Below are 21550 nucleotides of genomic sequence, written 5' to 3' on the forward strand. Positions count from 1 at the left end.
CGGCGGGCGGAGGGCCCCGGGCGGCACCGCCGTTCGGCCGCCGTCCCGCGGCGCGGGCCCGGCTATCATGCGCGCGTGCTGCACCGCCGAACGAACCCGTTCGCCCGCGAGCGCCAGCACTGGCTGACGCTGCTCCTCTCCGCTGCCGCTGCCGCCGCTTTCGGCATCGGCTGGGTGCTTTACGGCCGCGACTCGGCGACCGACTCCGCGCCGCCGCCACCGCCGCCCGCGGCTTCCGCAACCGCCGCAGCGCCGGCGCCGACCGCCGCCGGCGAACCGCCCTCCGCGCCTGCCGCGACTCCCACCCGGAGCTCGAGGTCCAGCTGATGAGCCGCATCGCAGCCGTCCTGGTCGCCGTTGCCGCCTCGGCGGCCGTCATCGTCGCCCGCCAGCAGGGGTGGGGCGGTGACACCACCGCCTGGTCCGCGGCCCGCGCGTCGGCCTGGGTCGCACTCGCGCTGCTCTGGGCCGCCGTCTTCACCGGCGTCGGCGTCTCCCTCAAGTACCACCCCGGCATTCCCGGCCAGGTGCCGGCGCTGGAACTCCACCGCGTTACCGGCTCCCTCGCCCTCTCGTTCACCGTCGTCCATGCCGTCGCGCTCGTCGCCGACCCCTACATCCGGTTCGCGCCGTGGGATGCGGCCGTGCCCTTCGTGGCCCCCTACCGCCCGCTCGCGACCGGCCTCGGCGTCATCGCCGCCTGGCTCGTCGCGGCCGTCGTCCTCTCCACCTGGGGAGCCGGCTGGCTGCCGCGCCGCGCCTGGCACCTCATCCACCGCGCCAGCTATGCCGCCCTCGCCTTGGGCGTCGTCCACGGCATCGCCGCCGGCACCGACACCGAACACTGGCCCACCCACGTCGCCTACACCGCCATCGCGGCCTCGGTGCTCGGCGCCGTCTTCCTGCGCTTCCTCGCGCGCGACTGGGTGGCAGCCCACCGGGCGAGCCGCCGGCCGGCGCCGGGCCACCCGGGATGAGCCCGGAGGAAGCGCTGTTCTACCTCGGCGCGGCGGCCTTCTTCCTCCCGCCCCTCATCGTGCTGCTCATCGCTGCGCGGGCGGCTCGCCGGTCCCCGTGGTTCGCGGCCTTCGCGCTCCTCGGCTGGGTCGGGATGGCCATCGGCCTCGCGCTCATCTTCGCCACCGCCGACCGGCCCCGCCGGCAGCCGCCGCCCTAACCGGTCAGCCCCAGCCCCCGCAGGAAGGCGTCGCTGTTCGGCTCCCGGCCGAGGAAGTCGCGCACCAGCTGGTTGCCGTCCACCGAGCCGCCCCGTTCGAGAATCGTCGCCCGGTAGCGCCGCCCGACCTCTGCGCTCAGCGGCCCCGCCGCCTCGAAGAGCGTGTACATGTCGTCGCCGAAGACGTGCGACCAGAGGTAGCCGTAGTAGCCCGCGTCGTAGCCGAACAGGTGCCCGAAGCCCGACTGGAAGTGCGTCCCCGGCGTATAGGGGAACCCGGTGATGGGGTGCAGCTCCTCGACCAGCTTCGTCGAGTCCCCGTCGAAGCCCGGCGAGTGATACCGCAGGTCGAGCGTCGCGAAGAACAGCTGCCGCAGCGTCATGATGCCGCTGTTCAGGTTCTTCGCCGCCACCATCGCATCGACCAGCCGCCGCGGGATCGGCTCGCCCGTCTGCCAGTGCCGCGCGAACGATGCGAGCACCTCCGGCTCCCAGCACCAGTGCTCGAGCATCTGGCTCGGCGCCTCGACGAAGTCCCGCTCCGTCTGCGTGCCGCTGAACCGCGCCCGCTCCGCCCGCGTGAGCGTCTGGTGCATGATGTGGCCGAACTCGTGGAAGAACGTCACCACCTCGCCGTGCCGGAGCAGCGACGGCTGGCTGGCCGAGGGCTTCGTGAAGTTCGCCACGATGGCGCTCACCGGCTTCTGGTAGCTGCCGTCCGGCAGCCGCCGCCCCCGCCGCAGGGTAAACGCCGCCGCGTGCCCGTACTTGTTTGGCCGCGGAAAGAGGTCCATGTAGAACCGCGCGAACGGCGGCCCGCCGTCCGCCTCGCTGATGTCGAACGCCCGCACCTCCGGGTGCCACCGCGGCGCGTCGGGGCTCTCCGTAAACCGCACGCCCAGCACCTGCTGGTAGACGCTGAAGAGCCCTTCGATGACCGCGTCGAGCGGGAAGTACTGCGCCACTTCGAACTCATCGACGGCGTACTCCGCCTTCAGCTGCTCGTTGTGCCAGTACCGCCAGTCCCAGATGTCGACCCGGTCCGAACCCGTCCGCGCCCGCGCAAATTCCCGCATCGCCGCGAAATCGCGCTCCGCCTTCACCGCCACCTTCGCCCGCAGGTCGGTGAGGAACTCCTCCACCGCCTGACGCGTCCCCGCCATCCGCGTCTCCGTCCGGTAGTCGGCCCACGAGGCGTACCCCAGCAGCTCCGCTGCCTCCTGCCGAAGCCGGAGCGCCCGCTCCAGCAGCTCGACGTTCTGCCGGCCGCCCTTCCGCTGGTCCTTTTCGAACAGCTGCCGCCGCAGCTCCCCGTCCGGGCAGTTCGCCATGAACGGCTGAATCTCCGGGTAGTCGAGCGAGACCCGGTAGTACGTCACGCCGTCCCGCTCCACGGTGCGCAGCCGCTCGACCCACGCCTCCGGCATCCCGGCCAGCTGCTCCCGCGTCACCTCGATGCCTTCGTCGTAGTCGTCGATGTTGTTGCGGAACTGGATGCCGATGGCGACCAGCTCGTCCATCAGCGCCCGCAGCCGCTCCCGCTGCTCCTTCGGCAGCTCGAAGCCGTTCCGCCGGTAGTCCCGCAGTTCGAAGGCGAGGTAGCGCGCATCCTCCCCCGTCAGCGACGCCGCCTCGCCGCTCGCAGCGAACTGGCGCACCGCCTCGTACAGGTCCTCCCGGAACGACAGCTCGACGAGGTACTTGTCCAGCCGCTCGTCCCATTCCCGGGCCGCAGCCCGCAGCCCGTCGTCCGCCGAGACGTAGGCGAGGAACGCGTACGCGCCGGAGGCGATAGCTACCGGCTCCAGCGCCTCTTCCAGCGCCAGCATCGTGTTTGCGTACGTCCGCACACCCGGCGCGAGCGAGACGATGGCGGCGACGCCCGCCTCGCAGGCATCGATCGCGCGCTGGCACGCCTCGCCGAGCTCGCCCGGCGTCAGCGTCTCCCACGGCACGAGGTCGAGGTCGCTCCCCATCCGGGCCTCCCTACCGCGTCAGCCACGCGAACTGCTGCGGCTTCCGCTGGCTCTTCGCGCTGATCATGATGTTGACGATCGCCGGCTTGTCGCAGGCGAGCGCCGCTTCGAGCGCCGGCCGCAGCTCCGCCGGTTCGGTCACGAAGAAGCCCTTCCCGCCGTAAATCTCGGCCATCTTCTCGTAGCGCGCGTTCGGCGTGTACGCGCTCGGCGGCACGCGCGCCGGGTCCAGCTCGTCCGGCCCGCCGCCGATGCCGTTGTTGTTGATGATGATGAACACGATGTTGTTCAGCCCGTAGCGCGCCGCCGTCTCCACCTCCATCCCGCTGAAGCCGAAGGCCGAGTCCCCCTCGATGCAGAACACCCGCTTGTCCGGGTGCACGGCCGCCGCGGCGATCGCCTGCCCCACGCCGACGCCCATCGTCCCGAAGGAGCCGGCGTCCAGCCGGTGCCGCGCGAAGAAGTTCGGCATCAGCGTCCGGCCGATGTCCATCGTGCTCGCGCCCTCGTTCACGATGATCGCATCCCGCGGGATGTACTCCCGCACGTCGCGGTAGACCCGGTAGTAGCTCATCGGCACCGATTCATCGGCCATCATCTCCGCCACGGTGGCCGCGTTCTCTTCGATCTTCTTCCGCAGCCCGGTCCACCAGGTCGTCTCCGCCGGGTACTGCCAGGGCGACTTCGCCAGCGCCTCGTTCAGTTGCGCCGTGATCGCCTTCGCGTCGCCGACGAGCGCCACCTCCGCCGGCACGTTGTTCCCGATCTCCTCCGGTGCGATGTCTACCTGGATGACGCGCACGTTCGGGTCGAACCGCGGCGGCAGCCCGAAGTGCAGGATCCAGTTCAGCCGCGCCCCCAGCAGCAGGACGAGGTCCGAGTTCTGCAGCGCGTACGACCGCGCCGGCGAAATCGCCAGCGGGTGGTCATCCGGCACCACGCCCTTCCCCATCGGCGTCGGCAGGAACGGCAGCTGCGTCGCATCGATGAACTTCCGCACCTCCTCCTCAGCGCGCGCGTACGCTGCGCCCTTCCCGACGATGACCAGCGGCCGCTCCGCCGATTTCAACGCCTCGAGCGCCCGTTCGATGTTCTCCCACGGCGCCAGCGAGCGCGGCGGGTCCGGGCAGCGCGGCGGGAAGTGCACCTCGCTCTCGTCGACCGTCCCGGTGATGATGTCGCCCGGCAGGTCGAGGTACGCCGCCCCGGGCCGGCCGTAGATGGTCGCGCGCACCGCCTGCTCGACGAAAAACGGGATGCGCTTCGTGCTGTCCGGGCGGGCGGCGTACTTGGCGTACGGCCGCGCCGTCTCGATCTGCGGCGCTTCCTGGAAGGCTCCCTGCCCGTTCTGGTACGAATCGTTCGCCCCGCCGATGAGGATCATCGGCCAGCAGTTCGCCCACGCGTTCGCCATCCCGGCGATGCCGTGCACCATCCCCGGCCCCGACACGGCGAGGCAGACGCCCGGCCGGCCGGTGAGGTAGCCGACCGCCGCCGCCGCGTAGCTCGCCGCCTGCTCGTTCCGGAACCCGAAAAACTTGATGCCCTCGCGCTGGGCGTGGACGGCGATCGGCACCACCGGGATGCCCACCACGCCGAACATGTACTCCACGCCCTGCTGCTTCAGGGCTTTCGCGACGATCTGCGCACCGGTCAGCTCTGCCACGGGAACTCCTCCCCAATCCTCGGAAATCCGTTGTGCGGGCAACTCTACGGGAACCGCCACCCACCGTACACGCCGGCGCGCCCCCGGTGTAGCCTCGTTCCATGGCCCGCGTCCGCGCCGACCTGCTTCTCGTCCAGCGGGGCCTCGCCGAATCCCGCGAACAGGCCCGCCAGCTCATCATGGCCGGGCAGGTCCGCTCCGGCACGCGGACCCTCGTCAAGCCGGCCGAGCCGCTGGACCCGGCCGCGCCCCTCGAGGTTCTCGAACCCCTCCGCTACGTGAGCCGCGGCGGCCTCAAGCTCGAAGCCGCCCTCCGCGAGTTCTGCATCGACCCCGCAGGGCGCGTCTGCCTCGACCTCGGGGCTTCGACCGGCGGCTTCACCGATTGCCTCCTCCAGCACGGCGCCGCCCGCGTCATCGCCGTCGACGTCGGCCGCGGCCAGCTCCACCAGCGCCTCCGCGGCGACCCCCGCGTCGAGCTGCTCGAAGGTGTCAACGCGCGCAGCCTCCCGCCGCTGCCGCCCGCGGACCTCGTCGTTGCCGACCTCTCCTTCATCTCCCTCGAAAAGGTGCTCCCCGCCGCCGCTGCCCGCGTGCCCCCGCGCACGCCGGTCATCGCGCTCCTCAAACCCCAGTTCGAAGCCGGGCCGGCCGACGTCCCGGCTGGCGGCGTCATCCGCGACCCGGCCGTCCTCGAACGCGTCCGCGCGCGCTTCCTCGCGTGGGCCGCTGCTCACGGCTGGGAAACCTGTGGCATCATTCCTTCGCCCATCCGCGGGGGCGACGGCAACACTGAGTACCTCGTCTGCCTGCGCACCCCGCCCGCCGGAGACGCCTGAATGCTGCGCCGCGCCGTCATCTTCCACGCCCCCCGGAGCGAAGGCGCTCTCGCCTTCGGCCGGCAGGTCGCGCAGGAATTCGGCCGGCGCGGCATCGCCGCCGCCGTCTGCGACGCATGGGCCGAACCGCCCGCCGCCGACCTCGCTGCCGCCGACCTCATCGTCTGCGTCGGGGGCGACGGCACCGTCCTCCGCACGGCGCGCATCACCATCCCCCACGGCACGCCCATCCTCGGCGTCAACATGGGCCGCCTCGGCTTCCTCACCGATATGAGCCCGCGCGACTTCTTCACCTGCATCGAGCGCATCGTCGCCGCCGACTGGCGCATCGAAGAGCGCATCATGGTCCACGGCGAAGTCATGGCCGACGGTGCCGCCATTCACGCCTTCGACGGCCTCAACGACATCGTCGTCTCGCGCAAATCCCCCGGCCGCCCCGTCTACGTCGACGTCCGCATCGACGGCGCCCGCCTCGCCATCTTCCGCTGCGACGGCATCATCGTTGCAACGCCCACCGGCAGCACCGGCTACTCCCTCAGCGCCGGCGGCCCGATCCTCGCGCCCACCGAACACCACCTCGTCCTCACGCCGGTCTCCGCCCACCTCGCCCTTGGGCGCTCGCTCGTGCTCCAGCCGGACTCGGTCATCGAAATGGCCGTCACCAGCGAACAGGGCGCCATCGTCAGCATCGACGGGCAGGTCGATGACCCCGTCGCCGCCGGCGTCCGCATCGTCGTCCGACAGAGCGACCACGTCACCCGCTTCGTCCGCTTCCGCGAGCCGTCGAGCTTCTACGCCGAGCTCGCCGAGAAGCTCGAAATGCAGCTCTCCAGCACCATGAACCCCAGTGCTTGAACGGCTCGAAATCTCCTCCTTCGCCGTTGCGCGGGATGTGGCGCTCGACCTCCGTCCCGGCCTTACCGTCTTCACCGGCGAAACCGGCGCCGGCAAATCGCTCATCGTCGACGCCATCGCCTTCGTCTTCGGCGCCCGCATGGGCCGCGACGTCATCGCTGCCGGCGCCGAGCGGGCAACCGTCCGCGCCCGCCTCGCCCGCGGCGGCCGCGCCGTCACCGTCGAACGCACCCTGACCATCGCCGGCCGCTCCGCCTACCGCATCGACGGCGAGCCCGCCCGCCTCGAAGACGTCCGCGCCCTCGCCGAGGGCTTCCTCGACATCCACGGCCAGTCCGAGCAGCTCGCCATCCTCCGGCCCGCCGTCCAGCTCGCCGCCCTTGACGCGTTCGCCGGCCTGCAGGACGAGCGCGCCGCTCTCGCCGCCATCGTCCGCGACCTGCGCGACGTCCGCCGCCGGCTCCACGCCCTCCGCACCGACGCCCGCGAGCGCGAGCGGCTCCTCGAACGCCTCGGCTTCGAAGTCGCGGAAATCGACGAGGCGGCGCTCACCCCCGGCGAAGACGACGCCCTCCGCGCGGAGCAGGCGCGGCTCGGCAGCGCCGCCCGCCTGCGGGAAGAAGCCGAGCGCGCCCTTGCCGCTCTCGACGAACCGGCGGCCGGCGAGGCGCTCGCCGCCGTCCGCGCCATCACCGCCCGCGACCCCTCCGCAGCCGACCTCGCCGATGCCGCCGGCATCTTCGAAACCGCTGCCGCCGACCTCCGCCGCGCCCTCCGCGCCTACCGCGATACGCTCGAGGAAGACCCCGAGCGGCTCGCCTTCGTCGCCGAGCGGCTCGACCGCATCGCGCGCCTCCTCCGGAAGTATGGCGACACCATCGAGGCCGTCCTCGCCTACCGCGATGAGGCTGCCGCCCGCTTGGCCGACCTCTCCGGCGCCGAGGCCTCCGCCAGCGAGCTCGAAGCCGCCGAGGCCCGCCTTCTCGCCGAGCTCGCCGAACGGGCCGGCGCCCTCTCCCGCGCGCGGCGGGCCGCTGCCGGCCGCCTCGCCGCCGCCATCGCCGATGAGCTGCAGGGGCTCGCGATGGGCGGGGCGCGCCTCGCCGTCGCCTTCACCTGCGAAGATGACCCGGCCGGCCCGGCCGTCGCCCTCCCCGACTTCGACGTCGTCGCCGGCGAAACGGGCCCTGGGCCCGAAGCGGAGCTCGAGCCCGTCCCGCGCGCCTTCACCGAAACAGGCGTCGACCGCGTCGAATTCCTCGCCTCGTTCAATCCCGGCGAGCCCCCGCGCCCGCTTTCCGCCGTCGCCAGCGGCGGCGAAACGTCCCGCTTCCTTCTCGCGCTCACTGTCGCGCTGGGCCAGGCGAGCGAAGGCCGACTCGAAGTCCTCGATGAAGTCGACGAAGGCGTCGGCGGCCGAACCGGCGCCGTCGTCGGCCGGGCGCTCCGCCGGCTGGCGCGCCGCCACCAGGTTCTCTGCATCACCCACCTGCCGCAGGTCGCTGCCTTCGCCGATACCCACTGCGTCGTCGAGAAGCGGACCGACGGACGCCGCACCTGGTCCGAGGTGCGCGAAGTCGCCGGTGAGGACCGCCGCGCCGAGCTCGCCTCCATGCTCGGCGGCGTCACGCCCGCCAACCTCGCCGCCGCCGATGAACTGCTCGCCTCAGCCGCCGCGCCCGCGTGACGCGCCGTCGACCCGCCGCCGCGCCGCCGCCACCCGCCGCACCGCCTCCCTGAGCGCGTAGTCCGGGTCCGAACCCGCCCGCGCCACCTGCAGCGCCACCACGACCGCTTCGAGCGCAGCGACCACGTCGAGGAGCACCTGCCGCCCTTCAGGTGAGTCCGTCAGCCAGTCGCTCGCCACGATGCCAGTCTGCGGCGCGGGCGCCGGACGGCACAGGGCCGCGAGCGTGACGGCCGGGTGACGATGCAGGGCCGCTCACTCTCGTTCGCCGGTCCGCAGGTGGGCCGTCGCCAGCCGGTCCGCGTACGCGTTCCACCGTGAAGCGGCGTGTCCCCGCACCCATGCCACCCTCGCCAGCGGCCGCTGCTGCTTGAGTGCCCACGCCCGCTGCACCAGGTCCAGGTTCATCACCGGCCCGTCCTTCCGCTTCCACCCGCGCGCCTCCCAGCCCTTCGCCCACTCGTTCAGCGTCCGCACCACCAGCTGGCTGTCCGAATAGACCGTGACCGGCTCCCCCGGCGGCGCCATCTCGAGGCCCGCGATCATCGCCGTCCACTCCATCCGGTTGTTCGTCGTCGAAGGCTCGAAGCCGTGCCGCTCCTCGACGACCTGCCCGTCGCGGACGTAGACCGCGGCCCAGCCGCCCGGCCCCGGGTTCCCCTGGCACGACCCGTCCGTGAAGATGCCCGTCTGCGGGTCAGCGTCCTCCCCGTTCGCGCCGCCTGGCGCCGCCGCGGCCTCGCCCGCTCCGCCGGCGTTCCGCCCGGCATCCCGGCAGCGCATGCAGCGGCGCGGCCGCCAGCCCGGGTACTTCGCCAGCGTCCCCGGCGCGACCGAAAACCTGCCCCCGCAGCGCTCGCACGTGAATTCCGGCACGCCCGTACCGTACCGGCTCCGCCCCTTCCCGGCCACGGAACCGGCCCGCCGCGCTACAATCCGGCATCCCGCCGAACGGAGGCCGCGGATGGCGAGACAGGCTCGCCGGCAAGGTCGCGATCGTCACCGGCGCGGGCTCGCAAAACGAGGGCATCGGCAACGGCCGCGCCATCTCCGTCCTCTTCGCCCGCGAAGGCGCCCGCGTCCTCCTCGTCGACCGCCGCCTGCCGGCCGCCGAGCATACCGCCAGCCTCATCGCCGCCGAGGGCGGCGCGGCCGAACCCTTCGAAGCCGACGTCACCTCCGAATCCGCCTGCCGCGCCATGGTCGAATACGCGCTCGGCCGCTGGGGCCGCCTCGACATCCTCGTCAACAACGTCGGCATCGGCATCGCGAAGCGCGTCACGGAGGTCGCGCTCGAGGAATGGGAGCTGCAGATGCGCGTCAACGTGACGAGCATGGTCCTCGCCAGCAAGCACGCCATCCCCGCCATGATCGCCTCAGCGGGCGGCGGCGCCGTGCTCAACATCTCGTCGATCGCCTCCCAGAAGGGCCGCGGCCTCGCGCCCTACGCCGCCTCGAAGGGCGCGGTCGAAGCGCTCACCCGCGCCATGGCCGCCGACCACGGCCGCGAGGGCATCCGCGTCAACGCGATCGCTCCCGGCCCGGCCTACACCCCGATGGTCGCCGCGCGGGGCATGCCCGACGCCGTCCGCGAAGCGCGCCGCAAGTCGACCGCCCTCGGCCTCGAAGGAACCGCATGGGACATCGCGGCTGCCGCCGTCTACCTCTGCTCCGATGAAGCGCGCTGGGTCACCGGGGTCGTCCTGCCTGTCGACGGCGGCGTCCTCGTGAACTGACGCGCCCTCCCCTGCGCCGGCTCCGCCCGGCGGCCGAACCTTCAGATGTGAAGGCCCGCGCCCTCCTCGCGTTCGCGCTGCTCGCCGTCGCCGGCGCTGCGGTCGGCGGCGTCTCGTCATCCCGCGCGCAGCAGGCCCCCGCCTTCGTCTCCGCCTCCGAAACGGCCTACCGGCTCGATACGCCCGCCGGGAAGGTCGCCGTCACCATCCGCGCCGAGTTCCTCAACCAGTCCCAGCAGGACCTCCGCGAGCTCCCGCTCTACGTCCTGCCCCACGCCCTCGACCTCGCGGTCGCGAGCGGCGGCAAGCCCCTCCAGTTCACCCTCCAGCCCGGCGACGAAGCGGCCCGCCGCACCGCCGTCGCAACCGTCGCGCTCGCCGAGCCGCTGAAACCGAACCGCCGCGTCACCCTCGAAGCCTCCTACCGGCTCGAACCCTCCTCCGGCCCGCTCATGACGCTCGAGCCCGGCCTCATCGAAGTCCCCTTCATCGGGCAGGGCCCCGGCTCATGGGTCTTCGTCGATGTCCCGAGGAGCGGCGACAACGTCCTCGACCCCGGCTGCCTCGTCGGCAAAGAGCAGCCCTCGGAGGTGAAGAGCGCCGGCCTCCAGCGCTGGGTCTGCGGCAACGTCTTCCTCATCGCCCTCTCCGCCGATGACCCCTCCGTTCTCGAGCGCTGCGCTGCCCTCGATGAGCGCTGCCGCCAGCGCCTCGACCCCGGCGTCTTCTCCGCCTTCGCCCTCTCCGTCACCGATGAGTCCCGCCGCGGCGTCCTCACCGAATCGGTCACTATGCCGGACGGCCGGCAGGTCGCGATGACGCTGAAGTTCTTCCGCCGCGACGCCGACTGGGCCGCGCGGCAGTTCGCCATCGCGAAGCAGGCCTTCCCGCTCCTCGAAACCCTGTTCGGGTTCAAGTACCCCTACACCGACGTCACGATGCGCCAGTCTTACCACATCGCGAACTACGGCATCGCCGGCGTCGCCTTCTCCGGCCTCGGGCAGGTGCTCCTCTCCCACGAGACCGGCGGCATCGACGACGAGGTGACCATCCACGAACTCGCCCACCAGTGGGCCGGCACCACCCAGTTCGCCCGCCCCTTCCTCTGGGAGGGGCTCGCCGAGTGGGCGACCCGCGTCATCGCGCCGCAGCTCGGCGTCGCCGTCCGGCCGCTCGACTGGAAGTCTGCCGGCTTCTCCTCCCCGCTCGCCTCGTGGGGCGCCGTCCCGGGCGGCTCGCCCGCCTACTGGTACGGCCGCTCGGGGGATTTCTGGTTCGCCTACGAAGCCGCCATCGGCGGCCGCCAGAACATGACGACCATCCTCTCCCGCGTCGACGACGAACCCGCGCTCTGGCCGCTCAAAGAGGGCTGGTTCATGGACCAGGGCGAGTTCCTCTCCGACCGCAACCTCGACACGCTTTTCCTCGAATGGGTCTTCGTGCCCGAGACCGCGAAGCCGCTCCTCGAGCAGCGCCGCGCCGCGCACGACCTCGTCCGCGGCCTGCGGAACCGCGCCGCCGAGGCCGGCCTCGGCTCCGGCATCCCCTCCGACATCTACAACAACCTCATCGCCTGGGTGTTCGAACCCGTCGCCGGCCAGGTCGCCGAGGGCGACCGCATCATCGCGGCGTACCGCTCCGCCTCAGCGCTCGCCGCCGGCGCGGGCCTGCGCGTGCCCGATGCCGCCGCCGTGTCGTGGGGCAAAGCGCGCCTCTCCGAGACTGCGCGCCTCGTCGAAGATATGCGGCAGGCCGTCGTCGCCATCCAGTCCGCCGAGGGCGAGCTCGCCGGCGAGCCCGAGGACTCGCGGTTCCGCGACGGCGTCCGCGAGGCCCGCACCCGCTTCGAGCAGGGCGACTTCGCCGGCGCGCGGACGGCCGCAGCCTCCGGCGTCACCGGCCGCGTCAACGCCTCCGCCGCCCAGAAGCTCATCGACCTCGCGAAGGAGAAGCGCGACAGCTTCAGCCCCGGCTTCTTCGGCCGCATCGGCATGCTCTTCGAAAACCCGGACGCGAAGCTCGCCGCCGCCGAAGAGGCGCTCGCCGCCGGCGACGGCACCCGCGCCCTCGAGCTCGCACGCCAGGCGTACGCGGCGTGGGACGGCGCCTCCACCCGCGGCCTCCAGCGCCTCGCCGTCCTCGCCGCCGTGATGGGCGCGCTCAGCTTCGCGACCTGGCTCGTGCTCAAGCGGCTCGAGCAGCCCCCGGCCGCGAAAAAACTCGGCCAGGGCCACTACATCGAGACGGGCGCGCGCGCCGGCTCCTGGAAGGACTGGGAGAACACGCCCGAGTAAGCGGCCGCCTTCATCCCGCGCCCCCGCCCCGCTACAGTCAGGGGCGTGACCCCTGAGTTCGACGTCATCGTCGCCGGCGCGGGCCCCGCCGGGAGCACCGCCGCCCGCGAACTCGCGGCCGCCGGAGCCCGCGTGCTCCTGCTCGACCGCGCCGGCTTCCCGCGCTACAAGGCCTGCGGCGGCGGCATCCCCCGCCGCACCGAACGCCTGCTCCCCTTCCCCATCGACCCGGTGGTCGAAGACCAGGTCAGCCTCCTCGACATCGCCTGGCGCGGCCGCTACCGCTTCGTCCGCGATTCCGGCGAACCGTTCGCCGCCATGGTCATGCGCTCCCGGTTCGATGCCCTGCTCCTCGAGCATGCCCGCCGCGCCGGCGCGGAGTTCCGCCCCGGCAGCGCAGTCCGCGCCCTCGAAACCGGGCCGCACGGCGTGCACGCCCGGACCGAAGACGGGTTCGCCGCGTCCGCCGCGTTCCTCATCGCCGCCGACGGCGCCCACTCGCCCGTCGGCCGCATGGCCGGCCTCGGCCAGGACCTCGCCGAGTGCGCCGCCTACGAAATCGAGGTCCGCGCCCCCGGTCCGCAGCTTCGCGCCGCCCGCGGCACCGCCTTCATCGAGCTTGGCTACCGGCCGTGGGGCTACGCGTGGCTCTTCCCCAAGGCCGAGGTGCTCTCGATCGGCATCGTGCTTCCACCCGGGCAGGCCGGGACGATGAAACAGCAGGTGGCCGCGTACCTGCGCCGGCTGGGGCTCGAGGCCGCGCCGGCCGACATCGCCAGGGGACATAAGATTCGATTCCGCCGCGGCGCGGAGCGCATCGCCTCCGACCGCGTGCTGCTCGCCGGCGACGCGGCCGGCCTCGCCGACGAGTTCACGCAGGAGGGCATCTCCTACGCCATCGAGTCCGGCCGCATCGCCGCGCGCGCAGCCCTCCGTGCGCTCGCGGGCGCCGGGCCGCTCGCCGCCTACCAGCGCGACATCGACCGCGAGGTGATGCCGGAGCTCCGCGCCGCCCGGCTCATCGCCCACATGTTCTACGGCATGCTCGGCCGATGTCCGGGCCCCTGGATGCGCGCGACCCGCGCCCTCCCGTTTCTCTGGGATGCGTTCTTCGCCGTCCAGCGCGGCGAATCGACGTACGCGCGCGAGGTGTCGCGCGTCCCGCTGCTCCCCGCCATCGCGGCCCGCCGGCTCGCCCGAGCGGACGCATGACGTACGACCCGAAGCAGCTCATCCGCCTGCTCGCCCCTGTCTACGGCATGCCCGTGCTCCAGCCGAGCGGCGACCCGCTCGCGGAACTCATCCTCACCATCCTGAGCCAGAACACCTCCGATACGAACAGCGGCCGCGCGTTCATCTCCCTCATGCGCCGATTTCCGTCGTGGCGCGCCATGGCCGACGCCCCGCTCGGCGAAATCGAGGCCGCCATCCAGCCCGGCGGCCTCGCCCGCCAGAAGGCCCCCCGCATCCAGGCCGTCCTCCGCGCCGTCGAGGCCCGCTCGCCCGACCTCGACCTCGCATTCCTCCGCAGCCTGCCGCCCGGCGAAGCGCGGGCGTGGCTCCGCTCGCTCCCCGGCGTCGGGCCGAAGACAGCAGCCTGCGTCCTGCTCTTCTCGCTCGGCCTCCCGGCCCTCCCTGTCGATACGCACGTCGAACGGGTCGCGAAGCGCCTCGGCCTCGTGCCTGAGCGGACCGCTGCCGACCGCGCCCACGACCTCCTCGAGGCGCTCGTCGACCCGGCCGACTACTACCCGTTCCACATGCTCCTCATCAAGCACGGCCGCCGCACCTGCAGCGCCCGCAAGCCGGCCTGCCTCCGCTGCCCCCTGCGCGAATGCCCGTCCCGGCTCGAACCGGCCGTTGAGGCCCCTGCCGGCCCCGCGTAGAGTTCCCGCCGTGGAGTACCGCTGGCGCGCCCTCGCCGCCGTGGCCTTCGGCACCTACATGGCCACGATGGACTTCTCCATCGTCAACGTCGCGCTCCCGACGCTGGCCCGGGAGTTCGACCGCTCCCCCGATGCGGTCGTCTGGGCGACCCTCATCTCCAGCCTGGCCGTGACCGGCCTCACGCTCACCGCCGGCCGCGCCGGCGACCTCTACGGCCGGAAGCGGGTCTACCTCGCCGGCTGGGCCATCTTCACCGCCGGCATGCTCCTCGCCAGCTTCGCGGCCACCCTCGAACAGCTCGTCGCGATGCGCCTCCTCCAGTCGGTCGGTGTCGCGCTGGCGATCGCCAACGGCAACGCCATCGTCACCGAGGCCTTTCCGCCCGCGCAGCGCGGCCAGGCGCTCGGCACCACCGGCGCCGTGGTCGGCGCGGGCCTGATGTCGGGTCCGATCCTCGGCGGCCTCATCCTGCAATTCTTCTCGTGGCACGCCATCTTCCTGCTCCGGGTGCCGATCGGGCTCGCCGCCATGCTCCTCGCGTGGGCAGTCATCCGCCCGTCGCAGCCGGCCGGCGGCCCGGGCAGCCGGCGGATGGACGTCCCCGGCGCTTTCGCCCTCTTCGCCACCCTCTCTGCCGCGCTCCTCGCGGTGAACCGCGGCCAGGCGTGGGGCTGGACGTCTCCCGCCATCCTCGGCCTCTTCGCCCTCGCGGCAGCCTCGCTCGCCGCCTTCATCCGCGTCGAATCCCGCTCGCCGAGCCCCGTCGTCGCCCTCAGCCTCTTCCGCGAGCGCGCCTACACCGTCGGCGTCAGCAGTCTCGCGCTGAACTTCGCCGGCCAGTCGGCCGTCACGTTCCTCCTGCCCTTCTACCTGCAGGAGGTGAAGGGCTACTCGACCGGGCAGGTCGGCCTCGTCGCCGCCACCGTGCCGCTGATGATGCTCCTCCTTTCGCCGCTCAGCGGCCGCGCGAGCGACCGGTACGGCTTCGCCCACCAGGCCACGGTCGGCATCGCGCTCGTCGCCCTCGGCCTGCTCTCCCTCGCGACCATCACCGCGGACACGCCGCTCCCCGCCATCATCGCCCGGCTCGCCGTCGTCGGCATCGGGACCTCCATCTTCATGTCCCCTAACAGCGCGACCATCATGAACAGCGTCCCGCCCGACCGCCTCGGCACCGCCTCGGCCAGCGTCGCCACGGCGCGCAACATCGGCAATGCGGTCGGCCTCGCCCTCGCCAGCGCGGTGCTCGTCGCTGTCGCGACAGCCTCCGCCGGCTTCGCCGCCTCCCGCGTGGCCGACCTCCCGGATGCGGCCATCGTCGACGGCGTGCGCGCCGCATTCGCCTCGGCCGGCGTCGCCTCCTCGTTCGCCGTCATCGCGTCCCTGTTCCGCGGCCAGCGCCGCGTCGCCGTCATCGCCGCCGAGCAGGTGCCCGTCCCGGGCGGCGGGAACACCCCCGCCCACTAATCCCCGAGGGAGATTGCCATGGAACGCCGATTCGAAGGAAAGGTCGCCGTCATCACCGGGGCGGCGGGCGGCATCGGCCGCGCCGCCGTCGAGCGCTTCGCGCAGGAGGGCGCGAGCATCGTCGCCGTCGACCTCCCCGGCACCGCGCTGGATGAGGCCGTCGCCGCCGCCGAGGCTGCCGGCGCCCACGCCATCGCCGTCCCCGCCGACGTCACCCGCGCCGCCGACGTCGAACGGTATGCCGCTGCCGCCCGCGACCGCTTCGGCCGCATCGACGCCCTGTTCAACAACGCCGGCATCGAAGGCTGGATCGGCCCGATGCTCGCCTACCCGGAGGACCAGTTCGACCGCGTCCTCGCCGTCAACGTGAAAGGCGTCTGGCTCGGCATGAAGTACGTCGCGCCCGTCATGGCGGCGAACGGCGGCGGCTGCATCGTCAACACCGCCTCCGTCGCCGGCCTGAGCGGCACCCCGGGCATCATCGCTTACGGCGCGAGCAAGCACGCCGTCGTCGGCATGACGAAGACGGCCGCGCTCGAACTCGCCCCGATGCGCATCCGCGTCTGCGCCGTCTGCCCCTCGCCGATCGAGACGCGGATGATGCGCGCCCTCGAACGGGGCATCAACCCGGATGAGCCGGAAGCCGTGCATCAGCAGTTCGCCGCAACGAACCCTCTCGGCCGCTACGGCGAACCTGCGGAAGTCGCGGCCCTCGTCGCCTACCTCTGCAGCCCCGATGCGAGCTACCTCACCGGCACCATCATCCCGATCGACGGCGGCCGCATGGCCYGCTGACTGGAGAAGCCGGCACAGGCTGCCGATCTTCTCCGTGTGAAAGGCGCGGGCCCGGCCATCGAATGTGACGCCGTCGCCCGCCGCTTCGGCGACCGCGTCGCGCTCCACCGGCTCGACCTCGCCGTCGAGCGCGGGGAAATCCTCGGCCTCCTCGGGCCGAACGGCTCCGGCAAGACGACCACGCTCCGCATCCTCGCGACCCTGCTCCAGCCCCACGAAGGCGCCGCCCGCGTCCTCCAGTGGGATGTCGTCCGCGACGCCATGGAAGTGCGCCGCCGCATCGGCGTCATGCCCGAGCGCCCCAGCCTCTACGAGCGCCAGACCGTCGAGGCGAACGTCAGCTTCTGGGCGGAGGCGCACGGCCTCGCCGACCCCGCCGGGGCTGTGCGCGAAGCCCTGCGGTTCGTCGGGCTCGAAGACCGCCGGCGCGAACCGGTCGGCAGCCTCTCGAAGGGGCTCAAGCAGCGCGTCGCCCTCGCCCGCGCCATCGTCCACCGCCCGCCCGTCCTCCTGCTCGATGAGCCCTCCTCCGGCCTCGATCCCTCGGCAGCCGCCGCCATGGAAGGCCTCATCCGCGACCTCGCCCGCGACGGCGCCACCGTCCTCCTCAACACGCACCGCCTCGCCGAGGCCGAGCGCCTCTGCGACCGCGTCGCCATCCTCCGCGAAGGCCGCCTCCTGCGGCTCGGCACGCCCCGGCAGGTCCGCGCCGCCCTCCTCGGCCACATCGTCGAAGTCGAGCTGGCGGGCATCGTCGATGCCCCGGCCAGGCGCGCCGTCGAATCGTTCCCGGCGGTCCGCGAGACGTGGTGGGCGCCCTCGGCCATCCGCGTCCGCCTCATCGACGCCGAGCGCGATACCCCCGAACTCGTCGCCCGGCTGGTCAGCGCCGGCGCGCGCATCATCGCGGTGCGGCCCGCTGGCGACCTCGAGCGCGCCTACCTCGAACTGATGAGCCAGCCCCTCCCCGGGAGTCTCGCCGCATGAACGCCGTCATCGCCCGTCCGCCGGTCCGCGCCCTCGCCCGCAAAGAGCTTCGCGAACTCCGCCGCCATCGGATGATCGTCGCCACGGCTGCTATCCTCCCGGTCGCCTTCCTCGTCCTGCCGGTTGCGAACCTCCTCTTCTACGACCCGGCCCGCGCCATCGGCGGCCCCGATTTCGCCGTGGGGCAGGCGATGTTCTGCTTCTTCCTCACCCCGGTCATCATGCCCGCCACCATGGCCGCCTACGGCATCATCGGCGAGCGCGACCAGGGCACGCTCGAGCCGCTCCTGACCCTCCCGCTGAGCGACCGCGAGCTGCTGGCCGGGAAAGTCGCCGCCATCCTGCTGCCCACGCTCACGGCCTCGTTCGGCATCTACGCCGTCTACATGGCGGCCGTCGCCGCCATCGTCAGCGAACCCGTCCGGGCGCCGGCGCTCGACTGGACCTGGCCGTTCGGGCTGCTGCTGACCGGGCCGCTGCTCGCGCTCTTCTCCACGCTCACCGGCCTCGTCTTCTCCGCGCGGTCGAAGGACGTGCGCGTCGCCGAGCACCTGAGCGGCCTCGTCCTGCTGCCTTCCATGCTGCCCGTCCTGCTCATCGTCACCCGCACCATCGAGCCGTCGCTCCTCACCTGGTGCGGGTTCGCCGRGGTGCTCGCCCTCGTCGACGCAGCGCTCTGGAAGACTGCCGTCCGCGCCTTCGACCGCGAGCGCGCCATCAGCACGGTCTGAGCCGTGCGCTCGCACCGGCGCCCCCTCCGCCGTAGCCTTCCCCCGTGAGCGACGCCGACCCGTCCGATGCGGTCCTCTCCGGCGCCCGCGCGGCTGCGCCCATCGCGCTCGTCGTCGCTGTGTTCGGCGCCTCCTTCGGCGTGCTCGCGCCGGCAGCCGGCTTCAGCCCCGCCGCGGCGCTCATCATGTCGGCTACCACGTTTGCCGGGTCCGCGCAGTTCGCTGCCGTCTCCGTCCTCGCCGAAGGCGGGAGCCTCGCCGCGGCTGTCGCGGCCGCCCTCCTGCTCAACGCCCGCTACGGCCCGATCGGGCTCTCTGCGGCGCCTGCGCTCCGGGGCGGGCCCGCCCGCCGCTTCTTCGCTGCGCAGCTCCTCGTCGACGAATCGTGGGCGATTGCCGCCGGGGCGTCAGGCCGCATCGCGCCGCGGCGGCTGCTCGGCGCCGGCGGAGCGATCTATCTTGGCTGGGTCGCCGGGACAGCAGCCGGCCTCGCGGCAGGAGCCGCCGTCGCCTCGCCCGCTGCGCTGGGCCTCGATGCGGCGTTTCCCGCGCTCTTCCTCGGCCTCCTGGCGCCGCGGCTGCGCAGCCCGGCTGGCCGGCGGGCCGCCGCCGCGGGGGCCGTCATCGCGCTCGCGCTCACGCCCGTGGCGCCGCCCGGCGTCCCGATCATCGCCGCCGCGCTGGGGGCGTTCACCGGGGCGGGCCGCTCGTGAGCGCCGCCTGGGCCGCCGTCGTGCTCGTCGGCCTCGGCACCGCCCTGCTGAAAGGCGCCGGCCCGCTGTTCTTCGGCGGCCGCGCGCCCGGGGAGCGGCTCAACCGCTTCCTCGAAGCGCTCGCTCCTGCGCTGCTTGCGGCCCTCGTCGCGACCTCCACCGGTGCTGACGGCGGCCGGCTCGCGCTCGATGCGCGGGCAGCCGGCGTCGCGGCGGCGGCGCTGCTGCTCACGCTCCGCGCTCCGGCGATCGCCGCAATCGCAGCCGCCGCGGCCGTTGCCGCCTTGCTCCGCGCGGCCGGCTGAACGGCGGCCCGCTATCCCGCCCCCCGCACCACGAGCACCGGCCGCCCGCTCGCCCGGATGACCTCCTCCGCCACACTCCCCGCCAGCAGGTGCGAAAGGCCGGACCGGCCGTGCGTCGCCATCGCGATCACGTCCGCGTCCAGCTCGTTGGCCAGCTCGATGATCGCCTTCGCCGCCTGGTGCGACCACTCGACGTGAACCGTCACAGCCGCACCCGGCAGCTCCGCCTTCGCGATGTCCTCCAGCTTCTCCCGCCACTCGGTCGCCTTCCGGGCGATCGCTTCGCCGTGGCTCTCGATGAGGCGCGGCGCCGGGATGCGGATCGCCGTCGTGCCGAACGCCGCCCCGAGCGGCTCGCGCACCGGGTGCTCCGACCTGCCGCGCACCGCCCCCGGGTCGAGCACCGTCGCCAGGTGCACCTCGATCCCCGGCGCCATCTCCACGAGCCGCCGCACCGCCGGCATGATCGCCAGCGCCGTCGTGCTCCCGTCGAGCGGAACCAGTGCGCGCATCGCCGAACCTCCAGCCGTTTCCCGCATCCTGCCCCTGGGCCCCGGCGCCGCCAGCGGCCATTCGGTCTACCCCGTGCCGGCCAGCCGGCCCGAACCTCAACAGAACGTTATCTTCGAAAATTTCCGTTCTCAGCCCCTTGCGCTCCCTGCTGAGCAGGTGCTAAATATTGAGTGGGTCGCGCTGGATGTCGTGTCCGCTCCACACATCCACCGGCCCTATTTTCTTGCCCCCCGGCGGTGCTCCTCGCGCCGCCTGCTGCTACACTCGAGCCCGATGAAGAYGCGCCTCATCTCCGCCACCATCGCCGCCGCCCTGCTCGCCCTCGTGCTGGCCGCGCCAGCCTTCGCTGACGACGGCCACGGGTCGCCGGACCCCATGGTCCAGTCCGGCGGCGGCGGCATGGACGTGACGGAGACCGTTCTCTGGTCGCTCGCCGGCGTCGCCGTCTTCGCCGTCGGTCTCGGCGTCCTCTACCTCCTCAAGCGGCAGGTCGGCGGATTCCCGGAGAACCCCGACTGGGTCGCGCCCATCTCCATCATGCGCTCGCGCGACCTCCCCGCCGAAGATTCCGACGGCCACGGCCACGGGGACAGCCACGGCCACGACGCCCACGCCCCCGCGCACTGACGGCGCGCCGCCCCGTTTCCCAACCTGCACCAGGACGAACGAGCCCGGCTCCAGAGAGCCGGGCTCGCTGCTTCCCGCGGTAGCCTGCGGACTACGTCAGCTTGAGCGACAACGTCTGCGCCAGGTCGAGGTGGATGCCGGGCCCCATCGTCGTCGTCAGCGTCGCGCTGCGGATGTACTGGCCCTTCGCCTCCTTCGGCTTCGCCGCGTTCACCGCCTCGATGAGCGCCGCCATGTTCTCCTTCAGCTTCCGGTCCTCGAAGCTCACCTTGCCGAGCGGCACATGGATGTTCGCCAGCCGGTCGAGCCGGAACTCGACGCGGCCCTGCTTCGCCTCCTGGACCGACTTCGCGATGTCCTCCGCGCCGACGACCGTCCCCGAGCGGGGGTTCGGCATCAGGCCGCGCGGGCCGAGGATGCGGCCGAGCCGGCCGACCTTGCCCATCATCTCCCGCGTCGCAATCGCGACGTCGAAGTCGAGGAAGCCGCCCTCGATCTGCTTGATCAGGTCATCGCTGCCGACGAAATCGGCGCCGGCCTCGCGCGCGGCCGCGGCGGCGTCGCCCTCGGCGAACACCAGCACCCGCATCACCTTGCCCAGCCCGTGCGGCAGCACCGTCGAACCGCGAATCTGCTGCTCCGCATGCCGCGGGTCGAGGCCCGTCTTGATGTGGAGTTCGACCGTCTCATCGAACTTCGCGGGGTGAATTTCCTTCGCGAGCGCGATCGCTTCGTCCACGCCGTAGAGCCGCGACTTGTCGACCTTCGCGGCAGCTTCCCGGTAGCGCTTCCCGTGCTTCGGCATCAGTCCACCACCTCGATGCCCATGCTGCGCGCCGTCCCCTCGATGATTCGCATCGCCTCTTCGACGGTGTTCGCGTTGAGGTCGGGCAGCTTCGTCTCGGCAATCTTCCGGATATCCTCAGTCGTCACGCGGCCGACTTTGTTGAGGCGCGGGTTCCCGCTCCCCTTCTCGATGCCGGCTGCCCGCCGGAGCAGGTCGGCCGCCGGCGGCGTCTTCAGGACGAACGTGAACGAGCGGTCCTCGTAGACGGTCAGCTGGGCGGGGATGATCAGCCCAATCTTGTCCTGCGTGCGGGCGTTGTATTCCTTGCAGAACTCCATGATGTTCACGCCGTGCTGGCCGAGCGCAGGGCCAACCGGCGGTGCCGGGTTCGCTTTCCCGGCGGGCAGCTGCAGCGTCAGCACTGCCCTCACTTTCTTCGCCAATGTCGTCTCCTTGTGTCCAAGCGGCGCGGCGTCCCGCGCCTCCACGAGTCCCGCCGCATCGGGCG

The 21550-nt window shown here is 72.6% G+C and carries 25 protein-coding genes; 17 read left to right on the top strand and 8 right to left on the bottom strand.

What is annotated here, in order from left to right; translation table 11 throughout:
• Window positions 1-75 precede the first annotated feature (75 nt).
• Genes O0235_RS12055 through O0235_RS12065 form a run of 3 tightly spaced genes read left to right on the top strand, consistent with a single transcriptional unit; the run spans window position 76 to window position 1177 of the window.
• Complete coding sequence (locus O0235_RS12055) at window positions 76-327, top strand: hypothetical protein (protein ID WP_270056029.1); 252 nt, start codon at window positions 76-78, stop codon at window positions 325-327.
• A complete protein-coding gene (locus O0235_RS12060; protein WP_270056030.1) occupies window positions 327-977 on the top strand; it encodes a ferric reductase-like transmembrane domain-containing protein in 651 nt (216 codons plus the stop codon). The genes O0235_RS12055 and O0235_RS12060 overlap by 1 nt, the downstream gene beginning before the upstream one ends.
• Window positions 974-1177 carry a hypothetical protein gene (locus tag O0235_RS12065; RefSeq protein ID WP_270056031.1) on the top strand — a complete coding sequence of 68 codons (204 nt, stop codon included), beginning with the start codon at window positions 974-976 and terminating at the stop codon, window positions 1175-1177. Before O0235_RS12060 ends, O0235_RS12065 begins: the two co-directional genes overlap by 4 nt.
• On the opposite strand, the gene O0235_RS12070 is transcribed toward O0235_RS12065, so the two are convergent.
• Together O0235_RS12070 and oxc are read right to left on the bottom strand one after the other, a co-directional pair.
• Window positions 1174-3153 (bottom strand): M3 family metallopeptidase, encoded by a 1980-nt coding sequence (locus tag O0235_RS12070; RefSeq protein ID WP_270056032.1) that lies wholly within the window; start codon window positions 3151-3153, stop codon window positions 1174-1176. The genes O0235_RS12065 and O0235_RS12070 overlap by 4 nt on opposite strands.
• Before the next feature lie 10 nt (window positions 3154-3163).
• Complete coding sequence (gene oxc, locus O0235_RS12075) at window positions 3164-4819, bottom strand: oxalyl-CoA decarboxylase (protein ID WP_270056033.1); 1656 nt, start codon at window positions 4817-4819, stop codon at window positions 3164-3166.
• A gap of 101 nt (window positions 4820-4920) precedes the next feature.
• Here oxc and O0235_RS12080 point away from each other — a divergent pair, with 101 nt between their 5' ends.
• Genes O0235_RS12080 through recN form a run of 3 tightly spaced genes read left to right on the top strand, consistent with a single transcriptional unit; the run spans window position 4921 to window position 8200 of the window.
• On the top strand, window positions 4921-5658 hold the full coding sequence (locus O0235_RS12080; RefSeq protein ID WP_270056034.1) for a TlyA family RNA methyltransferase: 738 nt from the start codon (window positions 4921-4923) through the stop codon (window positions 5656-5658).
• Entirely contained in the window at window positions 5659-6513 is an 855-nt protein-coding gene (locus O0235_RS12085) for an NAD(+)/NADH kinase (protein WP_270056035.1), read from the top strand.
• On the top strand, window positions 6506-8200 hold the full coding sequence (gene recN, locus O0235_RS12090; protein WP_270056036.1) for a DNA repair protein RecN: 1695 nt from the start codon (window positions 6506-6508) through the stop codon (window positions 8198-8200). The genes O0235_RS12085 and recN overlap by 8 nt, the downstream gene beginning before the upstream one ends.
• Here recN and O0235_RS12095 read toward each other — a convergent pair.
• The 3 genes from O0235_RS12095 to O0235_RS12105 form a co-directional block, all read right to left on the bottom strand.
• Complete coding sequence (locus tag O0235_RS12095) at window positions 8180-8380, bottom strand: hypothetical protein (RefSeq protein ID WP_270056037.1); 201 nt, start codon at window positions 8378-8380, stop codon at window positions 8180-8182. The genes recN and O0235_RS12095 overlap by 21 nt on opposite strands.
• Window positions 8381-8455: 75 nt before the next feature.
• On the bottom strand, window positions 8456-9076 hold the full coding sequence (locus O0235_RS12100) for a ribonuclease H family protein (RefSeq protein WP_270056038.1): 621 nt from the start codon (window positions 9074-9076) through the stop codon (window positions 8456-8458).
• Between the two features lie 53 nt (window positions 9077-9129).
• The gene (locus O0235_RS12105; RefSeq protein ID WP_270056039.1) at window positions 9130-9318 is read right to left on the bottom strand and encodes a hypothetical protein; all 189 of its coding nucleotides are present in this window, start codon (window positions 9316-9318) and stop codon (window positions 9130-9132) included.
• Here O0235_RS12105 and O0235_RS12110 point away from each other — a divergent pair.
• The 10 genes from O0235_RS12110 to O0235_RS12155 are packed head-to-tail and all read left to right on the top strand — an operon-like array spanning window position 9247 to window position 19115.
• On the top strand, window positions 9247-9936 hold the full coding sequence (locus tag O0235_RS12110; RefSeq protein ID WP_270058074.1) for an SDR family NAD(P)-dependent oxidoreductase: 690 nt from the start codon (window positions 9247-9249) through the stop codon (window positions 9934-9936). The genes O0235_RS12105 and O0235_RS12110 overlap by 72 nt on opposite strands.
• 47 nt (window positions 9937-9983) lie before the next feature.
• Window positions 9984-12230 carry a gluzincin family metallopeptidase gene (locus tag O0235_RS12115; protein ID WP_270056040.1) on the top strand — a complete coding sequence of 749 codons (2247 nt, stop codon included), beginning with the start codon at window positions 9984-9986 and terminating at the stop codon, window positions 12228-12230.
• Window positions 12231-12275: 45 nt separating this feature from the next.
• A complete protein-coding gene (locus O0235_RS12120; RefSeq protein WP_270056041.1) occupies window positions 12276-13442 on the top strand; it encodes a geranylgeranyl reductase family protein in 1167 nt (388 codons plus the stop codon).
• Entirely contained in the window at window positions 13439-14116 is a 678-nt protein-coding gene (locus tag O0235_RS12125; protein ID WP_270056042.1) for an endonuclease III domain-containing protein, read from the top strand. Before O0235_RS12120 ends, O0235_RS12125 begins: the two co-directional genes overlap by 4 nt.
• Window positions 14117-14126: 10 nt before the next feature.
• Window positions 14127-15584 (top strand): MFS transporter, encoded by a 1458-nt coding sequence (locus O0235_RS12130; protein ID WP_270056043.1) that lies wholly within the window; start codon window positions 14127-14129, stop codon window positions 15582-15584.
• Window positions 15585-15602: 18 nt separating this feature from the next.
• Window positions 15603-16379 (top strand): SDR family NAD(P)-dependent oxidoreductase, encoded by a 777-nt coding sequence (locus O0235_RS12135; protein ID WP_270056044.1) that lies wholly within the window; start codon window positions 15603-15605, stop codon window positions 16377-16379.
• A gap of 36 nt (window positions 16380-16415) precedes the next feature.
• Window positions 16416-17366 carry an ABC transporter ATP-binding protein gene (locus O0235_RS12140; RefSeq protein WP_270056045.1) on the top strand — a complete coding sequence of 317 codons (951 nt, stop codon included), beginning with the start codon at window positions 16416-16418 and terminating at the stop codon, window positions 17364-17366.
• Window positions 17363-18097 (top strand): ABC transporter permease subunit, encoded by a 735-nt coding sequence (locus tag O0235_RS12145; protein WP_270056046.1) that lies wholly within the window; start codon window positions 17363-17365, stop codon window positions 18095-18097. The genes O0235_RS12140 and O0235_RS12145 overlap by 4 nt, the downstream gene beginning before the upstream one ends.
• Before the next feature lie 44 nt (window positions 18098-18141).
• Window positions 18142-18810, top strand: a complete 669-nt coding sequence (locus O0235_RS12150; RefSeq protein ID WP_270056047.1) for an AzlC family ABC transporter permease — start codon at window positions 18142-18144, stop codon at window positions 18808-18810.
• Entirely contained in the window at window positions 18807-19115 is a 309-nt protein-coding gene (locus O0235_RS12155) for an AzlD domain-containing protein (protein WP_270056048.1), read from the top strand. Before O0235_RS12150 ends, O0235_RS12155 begins: the two co-directional genes overlap by 4 nt.
• A gap of 11 nt (window positions 19116-19126) precedes the next feature.
• Here the strand turns inward: O0235_RS12155 and O0235_RS12160 are convergent, their stop codons facing one another.
• The gene (locus tag O0235_RS12160) at window positions 19127-19627 is read right to left on the bottom strand and encodes a universal stress protein (protein ID WP_270056049.1); all 501 of its coding nucleotides are present in this window, start codon (window positions 19625-19627) and stop codon (window positions 19127-19129) included.
• A gap of 274 nt (window positions 19628-19901) precedes the next feature.
• On the opposite strand from O0235_RS12160, the gene O0235_RS12165 reads away from it, so the two are divergent.
• The gene (locus O0235_RS12165) at window positions 19902-20255 is read left to right on the top strand and encodes a hypothetical protein (RefSeq protein WP_270056050.1); all 354 of its coding nucleotides are present in this window, start codon (window positions 19902-19904) and stop codon (window positions 20253-20255) included.
• A 91-nt stretch (window positions 20256-20346) separates the two neighbouring features.
• Here the strand turns inward: O0235_RS12165 and rplA are convergent, their stop codons facing one another.
• Together rplA and rplK are read right to left on the bottom strand one after the other, a co-directional pair.
• On the bottom strand, window positions 20347-21060 hold the full coding sequence (gene rplA / locus O0235_RS12170; protein ID WP_270056051.1) for a 50S ribosomal protein L1: 714 nt from the start codon (window positions 21058-21060) through the stop codon (window positions 20347-20349).
• Window positions 21060-21485, bottom strand: a complete 426-nt coding sequence (gene rplK / locus O0235_RS12175; protein WP_270056052.1) for a 50S ribosomal protein L11 — start codon at window positions 21483-21485, stop codon at window positions 21060-21062. The genes rplA and rplK overlap by 1 nt, the downstream gene beginning before the upstream one ends.
• Between the last annotated feature and the right edge of the window lie 65 nt (window positions 21486-21550).

Source organism: Tepidiforma flava (assembly GCF_027594505.1).
GTDB lineage: Bacteria > Chloroflexota > Dehalococcoidia > Tepidiformales > Tepidiformaceae > Tepidiforma > Tepidiforma flava.